The sequence below is a fragment of the Achromobacter sp. 1L-A-4-B-C2 genome (assembly GCF_057291955.1).
In genome coordinates this window covers 549,486-569,510 of sequence record NZ_JBXAWP010000006.1, presented here as the reverse complement: position 1 = coordinate 569,510, position 20,025 = coordinate 549,486, and the positions used below count along the sequence as shown (strand labels likewise).

Here is a 20,025-nt window from a genome sequence, read left to right as displayed (position 1 = left end):
GCGTCGCCCGGTCTGCCTTAACGCATCAGTAGTTGATCGACGCCGACAACATATACGTGCGACCCGCCGCGTTCGTCACGAAAGAGCCCGAGGCCAGCCAGTACTTCTTGTCGGCCACGTTTTCGACGTTGGCGCGGAACACGACGTCCTTGCCGGCGATCTGCGTCGCGTAGCGCGCGCCCAGGTCAAAGCGCGTGTAGCCGGGCAGGCGCAGCGTGTTGGCGTTGTTCAAGTAGACCGACGACGTGCGGATGGCGCGGCCGTTCAGGCTCAGGCCCTGCACCCATGGCGTGTCCCAGTCCAGCCCCAGGTTGTAGGTGCTGGCGGGCACGCCGGCCGGGCGGTTGCCCTGGCTGACGCCGCCGGGCGTCTTGGTCAGTTCGCTGTCGATGAAGGCGGCGCTGGCCATTAGGCGCAGTCCTCGCACCAGTTCGCCGTAGCCGGTCAGTTCCAGGCCACGGTTGCGCTGTTCGCCGAAGTAGCCGTAGACGTTGCTGTCGTCAGCCTGGCCGGACGGGCGCGCAATCTGAAAGAGCGACAGGGTGGTGATGATGTTGCCGTCCCAGTCCACCTTTACGCCGGTTTCATACTGCTTGGACTTGTAGGGCGCCAGCACGGCGCCACGGTTTTCGTAGGTGTCGCCCACGATCGTGCCGCGCGTCAGGCCTTCGGTGAAGTTGGCGTAGACCGACACGTTCTGCAGCGGCTTGACAACGATGCCGCCGATGGGCGAGTTGGCGCTGGCCCGGTAGCCGCTGGTGCGCGCGCCGGCGGTGTTGTAGCTGTCTACGTCCACGATCTGGTGGCGGATGCCGGCCGTCAACAGGATGCGGTCCTGCGCAAAGGACAGCGTGTCGGCCAGCGCAAAGCTGGTCAGCGTGGTGTCGGACGCTTTTTGCGGCGTCAGGCGTACGGCTGGGCCGTCGGGAATGGGCGTGGGGTCGTAGATGTTGGACGCCACGATGGCCGACCCGGTGGAATAGGCGTTGCCCAATTCCTGCTTCATGTAGGTCGCGCCCAGCGTCACGCGGTGATTGACCGGGCCCGTGGCAAAGCGCGCGGTCAGGCCGGCGTCGCCGCTGCGCGTTTTCGAGTACGAGTCGTAGTACGTCGTCATGACGTTGAAATTGCCGTCCTGGTCCACCGACTGGCGCGCGCCGGCCATGTTGACGGTGACGGGGAAAATCTGCCGCACCTTGCCGTCGCGATAGCCCGCCGCGATGTGGCCGGTCAGGTTGTCGGTGAAGTCATATTCCAGGCGCGACATGATCGTGCTGTCGCGCTGCGACAGACGCGTGCCGGGGTAGAAGTTGATGTCGCCGTCGGGCGGCGAGGGCAGCTCGGTCACGTTGGCCTGCCAGCCGATCTGCGAGCGGAAATTCTCGATCACGTCTTCCTGGTGGATGGCGTCGGCTGACCAGCGCAGCCGCGCGCCGCGATAGTCGATGCCCAGCGCGCCCATGTCCAGGCCTTGCTTGCCGTCGCGCAACGTGGATTCACCCCCGCGCTTGACGCCGTTAAAGCGCAGGCCCCAGGCGTTGTCTTCGCCAAAGCGGCGGGCCAGGTCCAGTTGGCCGGTGAAGTTGGCCTTGCTGGCGTAGCCCAGCGTGGCGCGCGCCAGCGGTTCGTCTTCGGCGCGCTTGGTCACCACGTTGATCGCGCCACCGATGCTGCCGTTGGGCGGAATGCCGCGCATGAAGGCGCCGGGGCCCTTGAGGACTTCCACGCGCTCCAGGATCTGCACCGGCACGCGGCTGGACGACACCAGGCCATACAGGCCGTTCACGCTGACGTCGCCGCTGCCCACGGCAAAACCGCGGATCTGGAAGTCTTCGCCAAAGCCGCCGCTTGAGGTCAACGTGCGCACCGACGCGTCGTTGACCACCACGTCGGCCAGCGTGCGGGCCTGTTGGTCGTACAGCAGTTCGGACGTGTAGTTCACGGTGCTGAACGGCGTGTCCATCACGTCTTCCGAACCCAGCACGCCCAGGCTGCCGCCGGTGGCAAGCTGCCCGCCGGTAAAGGGCGGGGCCAGCTCGCCCAGAATGCCGGCGGTGACGGTCACCGCTTCAAGCTGCACGGTGCCGCCGGCCGTGGCCGGGCGCGACAGCGTGACGTTGTTGCCGTTGCGCGTGTACTCGATGCCGGTGCCCTGCAACAGCTGGCGCAGCGCGTCTTCGGGCGCCAGCTTGCCCGACAGGGCGCGCGCCTGCTGGCCGGCAAGAATGTCCTGCGAATAGAAGATCTGCAAGGAAGTCTGCGAGCCCAGCTGCAACAGCGCGTCGCCCAGCGGCTGCGCGGCAATGTAGACGCTGACGGGGGCTTCCTGCGCGTGCGCGGCGGGTGCCATGCCAAAGGCAAGCGATAGCGAGAATGCAAGCGCGCTGAGAACCACGCGCGAGGGCACGCGCGAGGGCACACGCAAAGCGGGTCGGGCAGATACGGGTTTCAAGATCGGTAGCTCGGGTGGAAGGCGCGCCCGCACGGCGCGCCGGTTTCAACGGAATCGGGCAGGGATGCCCTGGGGCGGTCGGCCCCTTCCTATCTAGACGCACGAGCCCCACGAAAACCGGAATAAGAATCGATATTATTGTGTAACAGGTGCGTTACAAAAGGACCGGCGTGCTACGGGACCAGCGGACCGGCTGACCCGTGGATCAGCGCCTCCCTCTCAACGCGCCACGATGCGTATCGCGCCATCCTGTTGGCGGTCCAGCGTGACGGGGGCAATGGCCGGCAGCGCATCGATCATCGCCAGCGGGTCGTCCACGCTGAAGATGCCGGACACGCGGTGTTGCGCCAGCGCCGGGGCGTCCAGGCTGGCGGGCCGGGGCAGGTAGCGGTTCATCTCGCTGATGACGGTGGCCAGCGGCACGTTATTGAATATGATCTTGCCGCGCTGCCACGCCGTCAGGTCCTGCACATTGACGGCGGCGACCTCGCTTAACGTGCTGCCCGGGTAGGCAACGGCTTGCTGGCCGGCGCTCAGCCGGCGTTCGTGCCGGCGCAACCAGGACCCCGTCTGCAAACGCACGGACCCGGATTCCACGCTGACCTGCAAACGGTCGCTGTCGCGCCGCACATTGAACCGGGTGCCCGTCACGGTGACTTGCCCCAGCCCGCCGACCACCACGAACGGGCGCGACGTATCGTGCCGCACATCGAAAAATGCCTCGCCCTGTTCCAGTTCCACGCGCCGCTCCCCCGCGCCAAAACGGGCCGCCACGCGAGTGTCGCCGTTCAGGCTCAGCACCGAGCCGTCCGGCAAGGTGACCTCGCGCCGCTCATTCTTGCGCGTGGCGTAATTGACCAGCGTGTCGTTGCCGTCAAAGACGAACGGCGCCGCCACCAAGCCGGCCACCAGCGGCACCGCACAGACCGCCGCCACGCGCAGGCCAAAGCGCCGCCGCGACATCGCGGGCGGGCGGGGCGCCGTCAGCGAGGCGTCCATCAAGCCGCGCAGGCGCGCGTGCGGCAGCGACAGCACGGCGTCCCATTGGGCGCTCAGGCGGCGGTAATCGCGGTCGTTGTCGGGGCTGGCATCGCGCCAGGCGGTGAAGGCCTGCCGGTCCGCGGCGGTGACTTCGCCGGACTGCATGCGCGCAAACCAGTGGGCGGCGTCGGCGGGATGGTCCAGCGCGTCGCTGCCATCGCTGCCGCCATCGCTGCCGCCGTCGTCATTGCGCGGCGGCATGCGCGGTTGCCTGGGGTCGCCGCCACCGTGGCCGGGTGCGGGGTAGCCGGTTTCAGAGTGGGGCATGGTGTTGCAGCCGTTCGTTGATGTGACGCACCGAGCGCGTCATGTATTTTTCCACCATGCTGCGCGACAGGCCCATTTCTTGCGCGATCTCGGTATGCGTCCAGCCTTCCAGCCGGCATCGCAGATAGACGTGCCGGCACTTAGGGGGCAGGTCTTCCAGTGCGCGGGTAAGTTCGTCGGCCAGTTGCTGAAACCGCACGCCGTCATCGGCGGGCGGCGTGGCGGGGTGGTCGCTGCGCGCCATGTCGTCCAGCGACGTGATCTCCAGCGTGCTCACATGCCGATGCTTGCTGACCAGCCGGTTCGAGGTGCCGCGCGACAGGTAGGCGCGGGGATCATAAATTGCCGCGACGTCGCCTTCAAGCATGCCCACCACGGTGTCGTGCATGGCGTCCTCGCCATCCTCGTGCCCCCGCCCGCGCCATTTGCCGATCATCTCCGCGTAATGGGCGAGCCAGTCTTTCCTGGCCTTGGGAGGGTGGGACATGAGAGAGAAACGCTTGGGCAAATGAAAAGTTATTGATTCTAATATGCATTTGCGTCTTTCGGTGAGCTGGCGTGATGGACGGCGCACCGGCGCCGCGCGACCCGCTAACCGCAACTCATCTTGCGCAGCGCGTCTACGTTACGGATCTCCAGTTGCCGTTTGCGCACCTGCACCAATGCCGCCTCCTGTAGCCGCGAAAACACCCGGCAGACGGTCTCGACCTTCATGCCCAGATGGTTGGCGATGTCCTCGCGCGTCATCTTCAGCGTGAAGGCCATGGGCGAATAACCGCTGGCGGACATTTGTTCGGAAATGCCGATCAGGAAGCCCGCCACCCGTTCTTCCGCCGACATGCAACCCAGGGTCAGCAGCAGCCGGCAGTACTGGTTGGTGTCGTGGGCGATCAAACGGTTGAAATGCTGGGCCGCGCCAAAGTCGTCGCGGCAGTTGCGCATCAGATCGGCGAACGGCAGGACGCAAACCAGCGAATCTTCCAGGGCGATGGCGTCGCAGGTATGGTGACCCGTTTCGATGCCATCCAACCCCAGCATGGCGCCGGCAACCGGGAACGCGGTGATCTGCTCCAGCCCCGAGGAGTTGGTGACCCGCATCTTGACCGATCCCGAACGCAGCAGGAAGAAATTCTGCAACGCGTCTCCGGTCCGGTAGACGGATTCGCCGCGATGAATCAACTTGCGGCTACGGTTCACGGGGAACATGGAAGACGGTTCGGCTTGCCCCACCGGACGGCAGAAGCGTTCGGCCGAGCACGTCTGGCAAGCGGAAGGCATGGCGGGCTGCCATGCGATGTTGCTGGGACTGACAAGGGCAGCGTCCATGGCGGCATCTCGCTAGGTTGGAACGACGGGACTTTCCTCGTCCGAGGATCAGAGCGCTGCTCACACCCGCAGGCTCGACCGTAGTATGGAAGTCTTGCCGGCCTCCGGCTATCAGCGCGGCTCATCAGTTGACGCCGAAGAAGCCTGACGCGCGTAGGAATATTCCTACACGGTGCACTTAGTCATCCGGCGGGTCGTGATCGTCGATCAGGCGATGCCGGATGGCATAACGCACCAGGTCGGTCTGGTTGCGCAGGCTCATCTTGACCAGGATCCGGCTCTTGTAGGTGCTGACGGTCTTGACGCTAAGGAACAAGCGCCGCGCGATGTCTGAGTTGTCCAGGCCGGAAGCCAGGTAACGGAACACGGAGAGTTCGCGATCGGACAACAACGAATGCGGCAGGTCACCGGTCTGGCCGTGCCGCTCGAATGCGATGCTCTCGGCCAGCAAGGGACTCAGGTAGCGCCCCCCCGCTGCCACTTTTCGCACCGCCTGCACCAGTTCTTCGGCGGCGCTGTCCTTGGTCAGGTATCCCGCCGCCCCCGCCTTGATCGCCTGCACGGCGTACTGCTGTTCACCATGCATGGTCAGCACAAGGATGGGCAGCGTCGGATGCGCATTTTTGATTTGCCGGATCAGTTCCACGCCGTCGCGGCCCGGCATCGACATGTCCAGCACCAGCAGATCCCCCTGATGTTGCCGCAGCAACTGCATCGCTTCGACGCCGTTTGCCGCTTCGCCTTGAACCAGGATGTCGCCCGCCTGCTCCAGCAGGCGTCGAAGGCCTTCCCGCAGCAAGGTGTGATCGTCTGCCAGCATGACGGTAATCACGATTCCTCCCATGGGGACTCGGGATGCTGCGCCGGCACGTCGGCGTGCAGCCGGAATCCGCCTTTTTTCCGGGTGTTGATGGTGACTTCTCCGTTAAGCAGCCGCACGCGCTCGCGTATGCCTTGCAGCCCCAGCGACAGGGGCAGCTTCTTGGTCAGGCTTTCCGGCGTCGCGCCCACGCCGTTGTCTTGCACCGTCAGCTTGCAGTGCGTTTGGTCGCACGTAAGCTGGACGCGCACCTGCGTGGCCTGGGCATGTTTGGCGATATTGGTCAGCGCTTCCTGAACCACCCGAAACAGCGTCGTGGCGACACGCTTGGAGGGTTCGGCCGGCCCCATGCGTATGTCGGCATGGGTGTCGATGCCATAGCGCGACACAAAATTGGCGACCAACCATTCCACCGCGGCGGCCAGGCCCAGGTCATCCAGCATGACGGGCCGCAGGTCCGAGGCAATGCGCCGCAGCGAAGCAAAGGTCGCCTTGATCACCCGACGCATGGCGCGCACCCGCTCGCGGGCGCCTATGTCCTCCGGCGCCAGCCCGGCTTCCAGTTGGGCCAGTTCCATGGTCAGCGCCGTGAGGCTCTGGCCCAGGTCGTCGTGCAGCTCGCGTGCGATGTGTTTTTTTTCCTGTTCGCGCACATGCAGCAAGGCGTTGGACAGCCGCGTCAACTCGTCGCGCGAGGCGCGCAGGGCCTGGTCGATGCGTTGGCGTTCTGTGATGTCGCGCAGGAAGATGGACAGGAATACGCCGGCGTCGGTCCGGGTTTGCGAGATGGACGCTTCCATCGGGAATTCTTCGCCGTTGGAACGCAGACCCCATAGCGGCGCGCCCAGGCCCATCTGCCGGTCCGACACGCCCGTATCCTTGAATCGGCTGACGTGCTTGGCGTGAATCGCGCGAAAACGCACGGGTATCAGGATGTCCAGGCTGGCGCCGATGGCCTGTCGGGCCTGGCATAGAAACACGCGTTCGGCCGCCGGGTTGAACATCACGATGCGTTGATGCTCGTCGATCGTGATGATCGGCTCGGTAGCGGACTGGATGATGTCCAGCAGCGGCGGGGCGATAGGCGATGGCGTCATTGCAAAATGTGCGAAGCCCCGACTTGGCCTTGAACGGCGACAAATCATTGCAGCACACATTACTGCGCGAATCCATAGACATCACGACACCGCGCCATGCGCGCTGCGCAGTGCGAAATGCGCACTAGTACGTATGAACGATGACGCCGCCCGGCCGAAGCGTCAGGGGCAGGCGTCAGGCGTCGATCGAGGGCAGCAGCGGGTCGTTCCAGCCGCCCGGGCCCGGGGCAGCCAGCGTCTGCTCGCGAAAGCGGCAAAGGGACGCATCGCATTCCTCGGCCAGCACCTCGGACTCCTTCAACAGCAGCACAGAGCGAGGCTTGGCTCCCGCGGCGCGGACCATATCGTCCACCGCGCGGAACCCGCCATATCCGGACATGACGCAGATCACCGAGTACGCCCGGATTAACCGGCCGTGCGCTGTCAGGAACGAGCGCATGGGCGCCGCCAGCGCCCGCATCCACACGGGCGCGATCAGCACCACGTGTTCAAACTGGTCCGGCGCGGGGCCGTCGTAACGAAACGGCGGGCTGCGCTTGAGCAGAACGTCCAGCACGCAGCGCAGATCGCCCTGCAATCCGACGCGCGGCGAGACATCGCGGATTTCGTAAGCGGGCCAGCCGCTGACCGATGCCAGGCGCTGGGCCACCATGCGTCCGGTGCCGGTGCGTGAATAAAAGAAAATGCCGATGCGTCCCATGGTCAGGCCCCTTGCCGCCGGAGCGGCATCATGTTTCCTGAGCCAGCAGCGCGCGCAGGATGTCGCGCCGGCTGACCACGCCCACCAACTTTCCTTCGCGCGTGACGGGCACGCGCTTGATCCCATGCGTGAGCAGCACGTCCGCAATCTCGGCCACGCCGGCCGTTTCCCGCACCGTGATGGCAGGGCTGCTCATCACGTTGGCGGCGGTTTGCTCGCTGAGTTGCAGGCTGTGCAGGAAATCCAGATTCAGCGACTCGCCTTCCGCCAGCGCCGCCAGCCAATGATCCAGCTTTTTCTGATGCCCGCTGTCTTTGCGACGGACCAAGTCGCCCTCACTGACGATTCCCATCAAGGCGCCGTCGTCGCCCAGCACCATCACGGCGCTGATCTCGCGGTCCAGCAGGGCATGCATGATCTGCGATACAGGGGTTCTGGCGGTCACGCAAAAGGGGGCGGGGGTCATGAGATCGCGCGCAAGCATGGTGTTCTCCGGAATGGCGGGGCCGTATCCTGTCCTGTGGAATCGTGGATTCCATAGTGGCCTTCTGCCAGGCCGCAATGTTGATCTGGGTCAAGCAGGGTCGAGCGAAAAGGGCGGGGCGGCCGAGTTGATGAGCGGCCTTGCCGGGGCATCGATAAGCCGTCGGCCTAGTTCACCAGCGTGACCGGGATGTGGACCGCGTGCAGTACCTTCAAGGCGACAGACCCCAGCAGCAGGCTGCCCGCCGCTCCCAGCCCGCGCGAGCCCATGACGATGTGATCGCACTGGTGCTCGGTGGCATACGCCTTGACCGATTCGGCAATGGGTCCAACCCGCATGCTTGCTTCATATTGGACGCCCGCTTTGTCCAGCGCCGCTTTCGCATCGGCCAATGCCGCCTTGGCCTCGTCGTTGTAGTAGTCCTGGATCATTTCCTGCGATACGAACGCAAGCACCGACCCCGACACGATGGGTAATTGGACATTGAGCAGATGCACGGTGCAGGGGCCATATTCGCGGATGTGCTCAACCATGTAGTGAACCGCGCGCAGCGCGTTGGCGGACCCGTCCACGGGGATCAAAACGTTTTTCACGATGCCTCCAGATCTTGGTCGCCCACGGCCCGATGGTCGTCGGTGCGCATGTCATCTTTGCACCGTGGCGCGTGCATCCATTGACCGGGATCAACTTTCTGTTAACCAGACTCGGAGGAAGCGGGCGCGCAATTTGTCCCCGATTCGGCATTGCGCAAAGGCGCCTGGTGCAGCGCCACGATCTCGGCATTGCCTTGCACCACGGCGGGGTAGCGCACGCGCACCAGCGGGTCGTGGCCGGGCACGATGTGGTCGGGGGAATCCGCAAACTTCAGCAGCGTGTCATAGCCGGCCAGCATGTCGGCCACGTTCAACACGATGGGAAAGGGCGCGTCCAGGCCCATGTTGTCGTAGTAGTGGCTGGCGTCGGAGGCCAGCACCACCCAGCCGCGCGCGGTATGCACGCGCACCGCCTGCAAGCCTTGCGTGTGGCCACCGATGTGCAGCAGTTGCAGGCCGGGCGCGATTTCGTCGTGGCCGTGGTAGAAGGCCACCCGCTTGTCATATACCCCACGCACCACATCAACCACGTCCTCAACGGCATAGGCGTGGCGCAGCATGTCAAAGCGCATGTTGCAGCCGCAGGCGTAATGCAGTTCGCTTTCTTGCAGGTGCAGGCGGGCGCGTGGCAGCTTGCGGATGTTGCCGGCGTGGTCGTAGTGCAGGTGCGTGACGATCACATCCTGGATATCGGCGGGCGCGATGCCCAGGGTATGTAGCGCATCGATCGGGCAACGCAAAAACTCCCGGCCCCGCGCCTGTGCGGCGGCCTCGTCAAAGCCCGTGTCCACCAGCCACACCCGCTTGTCATGGCGGATGACCCAGACGAAATAATCCATCGGCATGGGACCGTCGTGCGGGTCGGGCGGGGTAATGAAGTTCTGGCTGCGACGGCGCGCCACGGTGGCGTAGCGCAAGGCATAGACTTCGTGGTTCGGCAGCGTCATGCAATTCCCCTGGTGGCGCGCAGGTGGTCCAGTTCAGGCTTCAAGTACTGCATCAGCCGTTGCGGGTTTTCAACCATTGGGAAATGGCCCAGCTCGGGCATCTCGGTGAAGCGCGCGCCGGGAATGCGCGCCGCCACGCGGCGGCTGTCGTCCGGGCTGGCGGAATAGTCGTAGGCGCCCGTCAACAGGGACACGCCGAAGCGGCGCGTGTCCAACCCCGCCAGGTGTTCGGCGGCATCGAAGTCTTCGCTATAGAACCAAAGGTCGTTGGCATACACGTTGAAGCCGCCTTGCGAGTAGATCCACGCGGCGTCCCGGCGCGCGCCCAGCGTGGCGGCCGGGCCCATCAGGCCGCGCACATAGGCCGGGTTGTGGGCCGCCTGGTTGACTTGGGGATGGCACAGCAGCGGCGTGCGCCGGCCGCTGGCCTGGTACGGCGCCTCCAGCGCCACCACGCCGGCCACATCGTCCGGGCTGCGGGCGGCGACGACCAGCGCCATCGCCGCGCCCATCGAACAGCCCAGCAGGACGGCGGGGGCGCCCACCACCTGGCGGATCACCGCCACACAGGCGCGCAGATACGCGTCCCGGGTCAAACCCGCTTCGGTCCAGGCCTGGCCGGGCAAGGGCATGCTGCGGCCGTGGCCGGGCATGTCAAAAGCGATCATGCGCCATTGGCGGCGAAGCTCGGCGTCGGCCATCAGCGCGTGATATTGGCGCGAATCGGCGCCGGCGGTGTGCAGCATCAACAGCGGCGGGCCGTCCGCCAGGCCGCTGGTTTCCACGTACAGAGAGGTGGGGGGTGTGCCCCCGTCGCTCGCGCCCCGGTCGCTCACGCCCCGGTCAGCCCCGCCCAGCTCCAGGTTGACGTAATGGCCCGCGATGGCGCTGCGGTCCAGCAGGGTGGGCGCCGCGTCATGCTGGCCGCGCAAAATCTCGAACAGGCGTTCCAGGGCATGCAGCGCCTGCGCAATGGCCAGCGCATCGCCTTTGACGCGCAGGCCGTGGGCCTGGCGTTGCGCGGCGGTAAACGACTGATAACCCGGTGGCGGGGCGGGTTGCAGCAGCTTGCGCCATGTGTCCGGCGGCGCGCTGATGACCAGGCACTGCGACGGGGCGGCGGGTTGGCCGGCCCAGGCAAGCATGCGGTCCTCTGGCTGCGCGCCGACTTGCAGCCAGATGGCGCTGGGCAGGCCCCGGGTGGCCGCGATGAATTCGCTATCCTGCTGCGCCAGGGCCGTCGCGGCCCTCAGTTCCTGGTCGATCGCCTTCACGGGTGGATGTCTCCTCTTGTTGGCGCCTTAGCACTTCAAGCGCCGTGCGTTCCGCATTCACAATGTGGTTCTGCGCGGCGGCTTGGGCGCCTGGCGCATCCCGAGCCTGGATGCGCTCGAAGATGTGGTCGATTTCGGCCATGCTTTCCGGCAGCCGTTCCGGCCGCGCGAAGGACGTGGCGCGCAGCAGATTGATGCGCGACAGCAGGCCGGGCAGCATGTCCTTGATCAGGTCGTTGTCACAGCCCGACAGCAGCACGTCATAGAAATCGCGCTTGGCCGCCAGCAAGGCCGACTTGTTGCTGCCCTTGGCCTGGCGGTGCAGCGCGTCCACCGCCTTGCGCAGGCGCTCGACGTCGGCGTCGCTGGCCAGCCGCGCGAATTCATGCGCGGCAAAGCCTTCCAGCAGCGCGCGCAGCGAATACAAATCGCGCGCGGCCTTCTCGGTGATGCGCACCACCGTCGGGCCGCGATGCGGTTCGATGGAAATCAGCCGTTCGGCTTCCAACGTGCGCAACGCCTCGCGCAGCGTGCTGCGGCTGATGTTCAGCTGTTCGCACAGTTCGGCTTCGCGCAGGCGTTCGCCGCCCTTGATGCGCCCGTCCATGATGGAGGCGCGCAGGAATTCCTCGACGCGGGTGCGCAGGGTGGTCGGTTTTTCAAATACTGCGCCGTTAGGGGGCATGGCTGTCTCTCGCTTTGCGTAGCGGTGCGCGCAGGCGGCGACAGGGGCTTTTGGCCCGGCCGCGGCGCACCGCCGGTTCAACGTAAAGACGCAATATATCCCGCCGGCAGGCCATCGCTATAACCCCAGGTACGCCGCGCGCACACGGCTGTCTTCCAACAGCGCGCCGCTGGGGCCGGACAGCACCATCGTCCCCGATTGCAGCACGTAGGCGTGTTCGGCCACCGACAGCGCCAGGCGCGTGTTCTGTTCCACCAGCAAGATGGTCAGCCCGCTGCGGTGGATGTCGATCATGGCCTGGTGCATTTCCTCGACAATCTTGGGCGCCAGGCCGTGGCTGGGCTCGTCCAGCAGCAACAACCGGGGCTCCAGCATCAGCGCGCGGCCAAAGGCCACCATCTGCTGCTCGCCCCCGGACAGCGTGCCGGCGGCCTGGCGGCGCCGTTCAAGCAGCCGGGGAAACAGGGCGTAGACGCGGTCGCAACCGCGCTTGATGCCCGCCATGTCGCGGCGGCGCGTGTAGCCACCCAGGTACAGGTTTTCTTCTACCGTCATGTCCGGAAAGACGTGGCGGCCTTCGGGCACGTGGGCGATGCCCAGTTCCGGAATGCGGTGCGGCGGCAAGCGCAGGATGTCGCGGCCGTCGAAAAGAATGCTGCCGCTGACCTTGTCCAGCAGCCCTGATATGCAGCGCAGCAGCGTGCTCTTGCCCGCCGTATTGGCGCCCACCACCGCGATGAAGCCGCCTTCGGGCACGTCCAGCGACACCTCGTGCAGCACCGGGCTGCGGTCATAGGCGGCCGTCAGGTTCTGGATCTGCAGCAGGCTCATGCCGCCGCCTCCGACTGTTCCAAGGATTTGCCCAGGTAGACCTCGATCACCGTCGGGTTCGACGCGATCTCGGCGGGGCTGCCCTCGGCAATTTTCTGGCCGAACGACAGCACCAGGATGCGGTTGCACAGCCGCATGATGGCGCGCATGTGATGTTCCACCACGATGAAGGTGATGCCCGCCTCGTCGCGCAGCGTGCGGATCAGATCCAGCAGGGCATCCATTTCGGATTCGTTCAGCGCCGCCATCACCTCGTCCAGCAAGAACACCTTGGGGTCGGTGCACAGCGCACGCGCCAGCTCTACCCGGGCCTGCTCGGGAAACGACAGCTCGCCGGCCGGCTTGGCGGCAATGGCGGACAGGCCGACGCGGTCCAGGTTGTCGCGGGCGACCTGGCGCGCGCGCGGCACGTCGTGGCGCAGCAGGCCGCCCACCAGCACGTTGTCCAGCACCGTCATTTCGGGAAACAGCGCCACGTTCTGAAAAGTCTTGGTCATGCCGCGCGCCGCGATCTGATGGGGGCGCAGGCCGCTGACGTCCACACCGTCCAATTCAATGCGGCCGCCCTGGCTGGCATATAGGCCAACCAGCAGGTTGAACAGCGTGGTCTTGCCCGCGCCGTTCGGGCCGATCAGGCCCAGGATGTCGCCGCGCGCCACGCTGAACGACACATCGTCCACGGCCTTCAAACCGCCAAAGCGGCGCTGCACGTTCGATACCTTCAGGATGTCAGGCATGCTGGCCCCGCGTCAGGTTGCGCAGCCGCGTCCATAGCGCCGACAGGCCGCGCGGCTCGATCAGGATGATGGCGATCAGGATCAGCCCGAAGGCCAGTTGCGATACGCCCGCCGTGTGGCCCGAGAGCCAGTCGTTGAACACTTCTTCCAGGGGGATGATGACCAGCGCGCCGATCAGCGGGCCGGCCACCGTGCCCACGCCGCCGATGATGCAGATGAGCGCCACGCGCACCGAGATGCCCACCAGCGAAAACACCGTGTCGGGGTCGAAGAAATAGATGAACTGTGCGTACAGCGTGCCGCAGGCGCCCATCAACGCCGCCGAGATCACGGCGGCAAGTATGCGCGTTTGTGCGGTGTTCACGCCGATGACTTCCGCCGCCTGCGGGTTGGCCTTCACGGCGCGCAGGCGGTAGCCCAGGCGCGAATGGCTGATCAACGCGAAGACCACCGACGTGACCAGCGCGGCGCCCAGCATCAGGTAGTAGTAGGGGATGCTGGACTTGAACTGCATCTGCGCCACGCCTTCAGCAAACGGAATCGACAGGCCCACCGGTCCGCCCGTCACCGATGCCCAGGTGTTGGCCACCGCGCGCAGCACCTCGCCGAACGCCAGCGTGGCCAGCGCGAAATAATGGCCGCGCAGCCGCATGGTCGGCAGGCTGAGCAGCGCGCCCGCCACCGCGGCAACGGCCATTGCCGCCACGATGCCCAGCCAGGGAGAAATGCCGTAGCGCAGCAACAGCAGGGTGGAGGTATAGGCGCCTAGCCCGAAGAAGGCGGCGTGCCCCAACGATATCTGGTTGGCCAGCCCGCCCACGATGTTCCAGGACTGCCCCATGGCGGCAAACAGCAGCACCAGCGTCAGCACGCGAATGCCGTAGCCCTGGTCTTGCATCAGCCACGGCGCGCCCAGCGCAACGGCAAACAACGCGGCCCATGGCAGGAATTGTCGAGTCGTTGCCATCATGCAGCCCTTTTCAAAAGACCTTCCGGGCGCACGGCCAGGACGAGGATGAAGATGGCGAACAGCACCAGGTTTTGCAACTGCATGGGCAGCACCAGCGACGACAGTGACTGGATTACGCCGACCGCGATGCCGCCGACCACCGCGCCCAGCACGCTGCCCAGCCCGCCCAGCACTACCGCCGTGAACATCAGCACGCTGAACTGCGCGCCGACGGTGGTGGACGCCGTCAGGTAGGGCAGGATGATGCCGCCGCCCAATGCCGTCAGGCCCACGCCCAGCCCGAAGGCCAGCTGATGCACGCGATGCGTGGAAATGCCCGACAGCCGCGCCGCCATCGGGTCCTGCGCCGTGGCGCGCACCGCCATGCCCCACCACGTTTTCTTCAGCACCCACCACAGCGTCAACCCGGCCACCGACGCCACCGTGAAGGCCAGCAGGTACGGTGCGCTCAGCAGAATCGGGCCAACCGCCAACGCCGTCATCTGATACGGCGTCTGCACCGAGCGGAATTCCGAGCCGAACAGGATCAGCGCCAGGTTCTCCATGACGATCAGCAGGCCCACCGTCAGGAATATCTGCGCCACCGCCGGCGCCTTCAACACCCGGTTGATCAGGAACTTTTGCGTCAGCACGCCCAGCACGAAGGCCACCGCGAATGACAGCAAGGACCCCAGCAGCGGGTCCAGCCCCAGCAGCTTCCAGGCGAAGTAGGCGACGAACATGCCCACCATCAGGAACTCGGCCTGGGCGAAATTGACGATGGACACCACCCCGAAGACCAGCGTCAACCCGATCGAGATGACCGCGTACACGCCGCCCAGCAACATGCCGTCCACCAGCGCCTGCAAGAATTGCATGACTGTCCCTTGTGCTTGGTTCGTAAGCTTGCTTGTGTGCGGCGCGCGCTAGCTGGCGGCGATGACGGCGCCCTTGGCCAGCGCCTTGGGCCACACCGAGACCAGCTCGTTGTTCTGCCACTGCACCATGATCGGCTGCGCCAGCGTGTTCAGGCCGTTGGCGTCAAAATGCACGCCGCCACCCGACATCACGCCCGCCCAACCCTGGTCGTACTTCTGCGCGCGCAGCGCCTTGGACACCGCCTCGGGCTTGTCGGACGCCGCCACCTCAAGCGCTTGCGCCAGCACGCCCGCGCACACCGCGTGTTCCAGCGCCTCGTGCGGCATGAAGGTGCCGAAGCGCTTGCGATAGCGCTCGGTGTATTCCGGCGCCTGGTCGTAGTTGGCCGGCGCAATCGACAGCACGGCCTGGGAATACTGCCCCAGCGCCTTGGCAAAGTCGGGAATGACATAGCCCGCCGCGCCGCCCACGATGGGCACCGTCAGGCGTTGCTGGCGCATCACCCGGATGATCAGCAGGCTGTCGTTCAAGTACGAAATCGGAAACACGATCTGGGCGTCCGACGCGCGCAGCTTGCTGATCAGTGGCGTGACGTCGGTAATGCCCAACGGGTAGGCCTCGTCCAGCACGATTTGCGCGCCCGCCGCCTTGGCCGCGTTGCGCACACCGATCGCCTGCGACGTGCCGTAGGCGGTGTCTTCGTACAGCAGCGCGATCTTCTTGATGTCGGACGCGCCGGCCACGACAGAGGCCGCATAGTCGTATTGCGCGCGGCCCAGCACCGAGCCCTTGGAGACCACCTGGAAGATGTGCTTGAAGCCGCGTTCGGTCAGCACGTCCGAGAACGACATGGTCAAGAGCGGGATGCCACGCCGTTCGGTCACTTCGGACACGGCCAGGGTCAAGGACGAGGCATAGGCGCCGATCAGCGCCACGCATCGGTTCTGCGTGATCAGGCGCTGCGCGACGGTGGCGGCGGTAGTGGGCTGGGACGTGGCGTCCGCGATGATCAGTTTCAGCTTGGCCCCGCCCAACGCCTTGATGCCGCCGGCCGCATTGATCTCGTCGGCGGCCAGTTCCAGGCCTTGCCGCGAATTGATGCCGAACTGCGCGTTGGCGCCAGACAAGGGCAGGATTACCCCGACGTTGATGTCGGCCGGCGCCGCCAGCGCGCGGCCCGGCAGGGTGGCTGCCAGCGCGGCCGCGCCCAGCCCCGCGACAAATTCCCGACGCCCGTGGCGCACGGCCTGTTTGGGGAAGCTTTTCATGGTTGTCTCCTGGCTTTTGTGGTTGAGGGCGCACGGCAGCCAGCCCGGCGCTTTGCCGCATTATTGTGTTCAAACTTTAAGCAGTCAAGAAGATTGTCGGACAATCCGACTATTGACGTTCGGACGAAACTTGACTGACAATCAGACAAACTAGACCGACTCCAGACAAACCCGCGACCGGGCACAGCCCCGGTTTGACACCCGTCACCATCACCAACGAGGAACCTATGGCAGACACCAAATCCGAAACCCAAGCCCTGTTCGACCAAGGCCTGAAGCTGCGCCGCGAAGTGCTGGGCGCCGAATACGTGGACGGTTCGCTGGCCCGCGCCAACGACTTCATGATGGCCTTCCAGCACATCACCACCGAATGGTGCTGGGGCTACGCCTGGGGCCGCCCCGGCCTGGAAAAGAAAACGCGCAGCATGCTGAACCTGGCGATGCTGACGGCGCTGAACCGACCGGCGGAAATCAAGTTGCACGTCAAAGGCGCGCTGACCAATGGCGTGACGGTTGAAGAGATCAAGGAAATCCTGCTGCAAGCCACCGTGTACTGCGGTATCCCCGCCGGGCTGGACGCCTTCAAGGTGGCCAACCAGGTGCTGGAGGAAGAGGGCGCCTTCAAGGAGCAGCAAGCATGAGCGCATCGCGAGAACGCGTGGGCCTGATCGGCATCGGCAGCATGGGCTGGCCGATGGCGGCGCGGCTGGTGCAGGCGGGCTTCGCGGTGACGGTGTTTGATGCCGTGCCCGGCCAGGCCGATAAATTCGCGCAGGAGGTCGGCGGCCAGGCCGCGACCACCTGCGCCGAACTGGCGGCGCAGTCCGACATCATCGTCACGATGCTGCCCACCAGCGCCATCGTGGAACAGGTGCTGGACGGCGACCAGGGCGCGCTGGCGGGGCTGCGCCCCGGCAGCGTCGTGGTGGAAATGAGCTCGGGCGTGCCGACGCATACGCAGCGGCTGGCCCAGGCCGTGGCCGCCGCCGGTGGCCAGATGGTGGACGCGCCCGTGTCGGGCGGCGTGCCGCGCGCGCGTACCGGCGAACTGTCCATCATGTTCGGCGGCCCCGCCGCCACGCTGGAACGCGTGCGCCCCGCGCTGTCCGCGATGGGCACGTCGATTACCCCCGTGGGCGATGTCGGCAGCGCCCATGCCATGAAGGCGTTGAACAACCTGGTGTCGGCGGGCGGCTTTTTGATCGGCGTTGAAGCCATGATCATCGGCCAGCAGTTCGGCCTGGACCCCAACGTGATCGTGGACGTGCTGAACGCGTCCACCGGCATGAACAATTCCACGCAGAAGAAATTCAAGCAGTTCGTGCTGTCGCGGGAATTCAATTCCGGCTTCGGGCTGGACCTGATGGTCAAGGACCTGGGCATTGCGCTGGGCATCGCTACCGATACCGGCACGCCCACGCCGTTTGCCTCGCTGTGTCGCGAGCTCTGGGCGTCAGCGGGCAAAACGCTGGGCAAGGGCCAGGACCACACCGCCGTGGCGCGTCTGTCCGAACGACTGGCCGGCGTGGAGCTGTCGGCCAGGAAAAGCTAGGCCGTCTCCACCACGGCGCGGCAGCCGCCGCGCCCCTTTCAACCTGCATCACCCCAACCGCCAAGACAAGGCGGAGGACCGGCTGTTGCCGGCACAAATAGCGAGGAGCAAACCATGAAGAAGATTTTTCTGGCGACCCTGGGCGCCGGCCTGATCACGCTTGGCGCCAACGCCCTGGCGCAAAACTATCCCACGCGTGCCATTTCAATGGTGGTGCCGTACGCGGCCGGCGGGTCCACCGACGGGCTGGCCCGCATCGTGGCGCAAGCCATGGGAGAGAACCTGGGCCAGACCGTCGTGGTGGAAAACCTGGGCGGCGGCGGCACCATGATCGGCAACCAGCGCGTCACGCGCGCCGCGCCCGACGGCTACACCATCACCTTCGGCAACATGGGGTCGCTGGCCATTGCGCCGTCGCTGTACCCCAAGGCCAAGTTCGACCCGCGTCGCGACATGAGCGCCATCGGGCTGGTTGCTACGGTGCCGATGGTGCTGTCCGTCAGCAAGAAAAGCGGCATCACCACGCTGCCCGACTTTGTTGCGCGTTTGAAAAAGAATGGCGCCGACGTGAACTTCGGCAATGCGGGGTCGGGGTCCACCAGCCATATCGCTGCTGCGTACTTTCTTCATGTGACGAATACGCAGGGCATGCAGGTCCCGTATCGGGGCGCCGGCCCGGCCATTGCGGATTTGATGGCGGGTACGGTGGACGCGGTGATCGACCAGACCGTCACGATGATTCCGATTCATGAAGGCAAGCGCGTCACGGCGCTGGCTGTGGCCGCTGCCTCGCGCCTGCCGCAGATTCCCGACGTGCCCACCTTCGCGGAAGGCGGCGTACCCGACTTCAACATGAGCGTGTGGAACGGCATCGCCGCGCCAGCCGGCACGCCGCCCGCCGTGATCGCGCGGCTGGAGCAGGCCCTGGCGGCGGCCTTGAAAAGCCCCGGGGTGCGCGAGTCGCTGGACAAGCTTGCCGCGCAGGCCCCGGACGCCAAGCAGCAGGGCGCGGCTGCGTTCCAGGCGCTGATCGCAAAGGACGTTCCGCGTTTTGCCGAGCTGATCAAAGAAGCGAACATCACCGTGAATTGATTGCGTAAAACAACCCGCATCAAGGTCCGCCGCGCGCCTGCTTCACGCTGATCAGCCAATCGGTAAACGTGCTGAACGGCGCGGTGGCGGCGCGGTCGGGCTTGCTGACCAGGTAGTAGCCGTTGCTGCTGCGCGCGGTGTGGGCCAGCGGTTGGACCAACTGGCCGGTGGCGAAGTCCTGCGTGATGTAGGCGCGTTGCGTTACCGCGATGCCCAGCCCTTCGGCGGCCGCTTGCAAGCACAGCACGGCATTGGCCAGCGGGATGAAACGGGTGTCGCTGCTTGCGCTCAAGCCCGCCGACAGCAGCCAGCGGTCCCAGCAGTCGGGTGCAATCATGGATTGCAGCAGCGTTTCGCCTAGTACGTCTTGCGCACGATGCACGCGCTTGGCCAGCGCGGGCGAGCACGCCAACACCAACTCGTCCGGAAATAACAAGTCGGCCCGCAGGCCGGGCCAGTGGCCGTCGCCGCAACGCACGACGAAATCGGCGTTGTGCAATTCGGTGTCATCGGCGCGCGCCACCGTGGCTACTTCAATGTCGATATCGGCGTGTTGCGCATACAGCGATCCCAGCCGTGGCATCAGCCATTTGATGGCAAAGCTGGGAATTACCTTGACGCGGATGCGGCGGTTGGCGCCGGCCTCGGCCGCCCTGGCCAACGCGGCTTCCAGTTGATCGAAAAGTTCGGCGGCCTCCAGGGCAAGCTCGGTGCCGACGGTGGTGAAGGCGATGTCGCGGCCGTCCTTATGCACCAATTGCACCCCCAGATCGCTTTCCAGCCGGCGCAATTGGTGGCTGACCGCACCGGGCGTGACGTGCAGCAATTCGGCCGCGCGCCCCACGCCGCCGCCTCGGTGGACGGCATCCAGAACCCGCAGTGGGCCCAGGCGATTTCTGAGTTTGTGCATGATTGAAAACAACTCAATGGTCGAACAATAAGATTCGACAGACGCTGAGAAAGAACGCGCCTACAGTCTGCCTTGATTGATAAAACTAAATCAAGCGTTCGCATGCAGTGCGGCGCCACAA

21 protein-coding genes are annotated in these 20,025 nt (G+C 65.5%); 3 read left to right on the top strand and 18 right to left on the bottom strand.

The genetic code is table 11. From position 1 onward, the window contains the following. Positions 1 to 25: 25 nt before the first annotated feature. The 17 genes from AC0Z35_RS27685 to AC0Z35_RS27605 all read right to left on the bottom strand — a co-directional run bounded on the left by AC0Z35_RS27685 (position 26) and on the right by AC0Z35_RS27605 (position 16,350). Positions 26 to 2,452 carry a TonB-dependent siderophore receptor gene (locus AC0Z35_RS27685; protein WP_485133078.1) on the bottom strand — a complete coding sequence of 809 codons (2,427 nt, stop codon included), beginning with the start codon at positions 2,450 to 2,452 and terminating at the stop codon, positions 26 to 28. A gap of 219 nt (positions 2,453 to 2,671) precedes the next feature. After that, positions 2,672 to 3,760, bottom strand: a complete 1,089-nt coding sequence (locus tag AC0Z35_RS27680) for a FecR family protein (protein WP_485133079.1) — start codon at positions 3,758 to 3,760, stop codon at positions 2,672 to 2,674. Next, a complete protein-coding gene (locus AC0Z35_RS27675) occupies positions 3,747 to 4,247 on the bottom strand; it encodes an RNA polymerase sigma factor (RefSeq protein ID WP_219990710.1) in 501 nt (166 codons plus the stop codon). Before AC0Z35_RS27675 ends, AC0Z35_RS27680 begins: the two co-directional genes overlap by 14 nt. Positions 4,248 to 4,351: 104 nt before the next feature. After that, positions 4,352 to 5,086: a helix-turn-helix domain-containing protein gene (locus AC0Z35_RS27670; protein ID WP_223264858.1), complete on the bottom strand. Its 735-nt coding sequence runs from the start codon at positions 5,084 to 5,086 to the stop codon at positions 4,352 to 4,354. A 178-nt stretch (positions 5,087 to 5,264) separates the two neighbouring features. Beyond that, positions 5,265 to 5,918, bottom strand: a complete 654-nt coding sequence (locus tag AC0Z35_RS27665; protein ID WP_046804800.1) for a response regulator — start codon at positions 5,916 to 5,918, stop codon at positions 5,265 to 5,267. Beyond that, entirely contained in the window at positions 5,915 to 7,003 is a 1,089-nt protein-coding gene (locus AC0Z35_RS27660; RefSeq protein ID WP_485133080.1) for a sensor histidine kinase, read from the bottom strand. Before AC0Z35_RS27660 ends, AC0Z35_RS27665 begins: the two co-directional genes overlap by 4 nt. A 175-nt stretch (positions 7,004 to 7,178) precedes the next feature. Beyond that, positions 7,179 to 7,703 carry a flavodoxin family protein gene (locus AC0Z35_RS27655; RefSeq protein ID WP_485133081.1) on the bottom strand — a complete coding sequence of 175 codons (525 nt, stop codon included), beginning with the start codon at positions 7,701 to 7,703 and terminating at the stop codon, positions 7,179 to 7,181. A gap of 28 nt (positions 7,704 to 7,731) precedes the next feature. Then, a complete protein-coding gene (locus AC0Z35_RS27650; RefSeq protein ID WP_046804803.1) occupies positions 7,732 to 8,187 on the bottom strand; it encodes a CBS domain-containing protein in 456 nt (151 codons plus the stop codon). 167 nt (positions 8,188 to 8,354) lie between these two features. Continuing rightward, a complete protein-coding gene (locus tag AC0Z35_RS27645; RefSeq protein ID WP_485133082.1) occupies positions 8,355 to 8,780 on the bottom strand; it encodes a universal stress protein in 426 nt (141 codons plus the stop codon). 101 nt (positions 8,781 to 8,881) lie between these two features. Further along, a complete protein-coding gene (locus AC0Z35_RS27640; protein ID WP_485133083.1) occupies positions 8,882 to 9,727 on the bottom strand; it encodes an N-acyl homoserine lactonase family protein in 846 nt (281 codons plus the stop codon). Further along, positions 9,724 to 11,001, bottom strand: a complete 1,278-nt coding sequence (locus AC0Z35_RS27635) for an alpha/beta fold hydrolase (protein ID WP_485133084.1) — start codon at positions 10,999 to 11,001, stop codon at positions 9,724 to 9,726. Before AC0Z35_RS27635 ends, AC0Z35_RS27640 begins: the two co-directional genes overlap by 4 nt. Further along, complete coding sequence (locus tag AC0Z35_RS27630; protein ID WP_046804806.1) at positions 10,946 to 11,686, bottom strand: GntR family transcriptional regulator; 741 nt, start codon at positions 11,684 to 11,686, stop codon at positions 10,946 to 10,948. The genes AC0Z35_RS27635 and AC0Z35_RS27630 overlap by 56 nt, the downstream gene beginning before the upstream one ends. 117 nt (positions 11,687 to 11,803) lie before the next feature. After that, the gene (locus tag AC0Z35_RS27625) at positions 11,804 to 12,517 is read right to left on the bottom strand and encodes an ABC transporter ATP-binding protein (protein WP_046804807.1); all 714 of its coding nucleotides are present in this window, start codon (positions 12,515 to 12,517) and stop codon (positions 11,804 to 11,806) included. Beyond that, positions 12,514 to 13,254, bottom strand: a complete 741-nt coding sequence (locus tag AC0Z35_RS27620) for an ABC transporter ATP-binding protein (protein ID WP_219990704.1) — start codon at positions 13,252 to 13,254, stop codon at positions 12,514 to 12,516. The genes AC0Z35_RS27625 and AC0Z35_RS27620 overlap by 4 nt, the downstream gene beginning before the upstream one ends. Beyond that, positions 13,247 to 14,224 carry a branched-chain amino acid ABC transporter permease gene (locus AC0Z35_RS27615; protein ID WP_104144126.1) on the bottom strand — a complete coding sequence of 326 codons (978 nt, stop codon included), beginning with the start codon at positions 14,222 to 14,224 and terminating at the stop codon, positions 13,247 to 13,249. The genes AC0Z35_RS27620 and AC0Z35_RS27615 overlap by 8 nt, the downstream gene beginning before the upstream one ends. Next, positions 14,221 to 15,081, bottom strand: coding sequence for a branched-chain amino acid ABC transporter permease (locus tag AC0Z35_RS27610; RefSeq protein ID WP_046804809.1), 861 nt, complete (start codon positions 15,079 to 15,081; stop codon positions 14,221 to 14,223). The genes AC0Z35_RS27615 and AC0Z35_RS27610 overlap by 4 nt, the downstream gene beginning before the upstream one ends. 48 nt (positions 15,082 to 15,129) lie before the next feature. After that, positions 15,130 to 16,350: an ABC transporter substrate-binding protein gene (locus AC0Z35_RS27605; protein WP_046804810.1), complete on the bottom strand. Its 1,221-nt coding sequence runs from the start codon at positions 16,348 to 16,350 to the stop codon at positions 15,130 to 15,132. A gap of 227 nt (positions 16,351 to 16,577) precedes the next feature. On the opposite strand from AC0Z35_RS27605, the gene AC0Z35_RS27600 reads away from it, so the two are divergent. The 3 genes from AC0Z35_RS27600 to AC0Z35_RS27590 all read left to right on the top strand — a co-directional run bounded on the left by AC0Z35_RS27600 (position 16,578) and on the right by AC0Z35_RS27590 (position 18,994). Beyond that, a complete protein-coding gene (locus tag AC0Z35_RS27600) occupies positions 16,578 to 16,991 on the top strand; it encodes a carboxymuconolactone decarboxylase family protein (RefSeq protein ID WP_046804811.1) in 414 nt (137 codons plus the stop codon). Further along, a complete protein-coding gene (locus AC0Z35_RS27595) occupies positions 16,988 to 17,902 on the top strand; it encodes an NAD(P)-dependent oxidoreductase (protein WP_485133085.1) in 915 nt (304 codons plus the stop codon). The genes AC0Z35_RS27600 and AC0Z35_RS27595 overlap by 4 nt, the downstream gene beginning before the upstream one ends. Positions 17,903 to 18,016: 114 nt before the next feature. Continuing rightward, positions 18,017 to 18,994 (top strand): Bug family tripartite tricarboxylate transporter substrate binding protein, encoded by a 978-nt coding sequence (locus AC0Z35_RS27590; RefSeq protein WP_046804813.1) that lies wholly within the window; start codon positions 18,017 to 18,019, stop codon positions 18,992 to 18,994. Positions 18,995 to 19,013: 19 nt separating this feature from the next. On the opposite strand, the gene AC0Z35_RS27585 is transcribed toward AC0Z35_RS27590, so the two are convergent. Then, complete coding sequence (locus tag AC0Z35_RS27585) at positions 19,014 to 19,904, bottom strand: LysR substrate-binding domain-containing protein (RefSeq protein ID WP_046804814.1); 891 nt, start codon at positions 19,902 to 19,904, stop codon at positions 19,014 to 19,016. Positions 19,905 to 20,025: the final 121 nt, after the last annotated feature.

Coding starts and splice junctions, on each gene's coding strand:
- AC0Z35_RS27680 (WP_485133079.1), bottom strand. CDS start 3,760: ATGCCCCACTCTGAAACCGGCTACCCCGCACCCGGCCACGGTGGCGGC.
- AC0Z35_RS27675 (WP_219990710.1), bottom strand. CDS start 4,247: ATGTCCCACCCTCCCAAGGCCAGGAAAGACTGGCTCGCCCATTACGCG.
- AC0Z35_RS27670 (WP_223264858.1), bottom strand. CDS start 5,086: ATGGACGCTGCCCTTGTCAGTCCCAGCAACATCGCATGGCAGCCCGCC.
- AC0Z35_RS27660 (WP_485133080.1), bottom strand. CDS start 7,003: ATGACGCCATCGCCTATCGCCCCGCCGCTGCTGGACATCATCCAGTCC.
- AC0Z35_RS27655 (WP_485133081.1), bottom strand. CDS start 7,703: ATGGGACGCATCGGCATTTTCTTTTATTCACGCACCGGCACCGGACGC.
- AC0Z35_RS27650 (WP_046804803.1), bottom strand. CDS start 8,187: ATGCTTGCGCGCGATCTCATGACCCCCGCCCCCTTTTGCGTGACCGCC.
- AC0Z35_RS27640 (WP_485133083.1), bottom strand. CDS start 9,727: ATGACGCTGCCGAACCACGAAGTCTATGCCTTGCGCTACGCCACCGTG.
- AC0Z35_RS27630 (WP_046804806.1), bottom strand. CDS start 11,686: ATGCCCCCTAACGGCGCAGTATTTGAAAAACCGACCACCCTGCGCACC.
- AC0Z35_RS27625 (WP_046804807.1), bottom strand. CDS start 12,517: ATGAGCCTGCTGCAGATCCAGAACCTGACGGCCGCCTATGACCGCAGC.
- AC0Z35_RS27620 (WP_219990704.1), bottom strand. CDS start 13,254: ATGCCTGACATCCTGAAGGTATCGAACGTGCAGCGCCGCTTTGGCGGT.
- AC0Z35_RS27615 (WP_104144126.1), bottom strand. CDS start 14,224: ATGATGGCAACGACTCGACAATTCCTGCCATGGGCCGCGTTGTTTGCC.
- AC0Z35_RS27610 (WP_046804809.1), bottom strand. CDS start 15,081: ATGCAATTCTTGCAGGCGCTGGTGGACGGCATGTTGCTGGGCGGCGTG.
- AC0Z35_RS27605 (WP_046804810.1), bottom strand. CDS start 16,350: ATGAAAAGCTTCCCCAAACAGGCCGTGCGCCACGGGCGTCGGGAATTT.
- AC0Z35_RS27600 (WP_046804811.1), top strand. CDS start 16,578: ATGGCAGACACCAAATCCGAAACCCAAGCCCTGTTCGACCAAGGCCTG.
- AC0Z35_RS27595 (WP_485133085.1), top strand. CDS start 16,988: ATGAGCGCATCGCGAGAACGCGTGGGCCTGATCGGCATCGGCAGCATG.
- AC0Z35_RS27590 (WP_046804813.1), top strand. CDS start 18,017: ATGAAGAAGATTTTTCTGGCGACCCTGGGCGCCGGCCTGATCACGCTT.
- AC0Z35_RS27585 (WP_046804814.1), bottom strand. CDS start 19,904: ATGCACAAACTCAGAAATCGCCTGGGCCCACTGCGGGTTCTGGATGCC.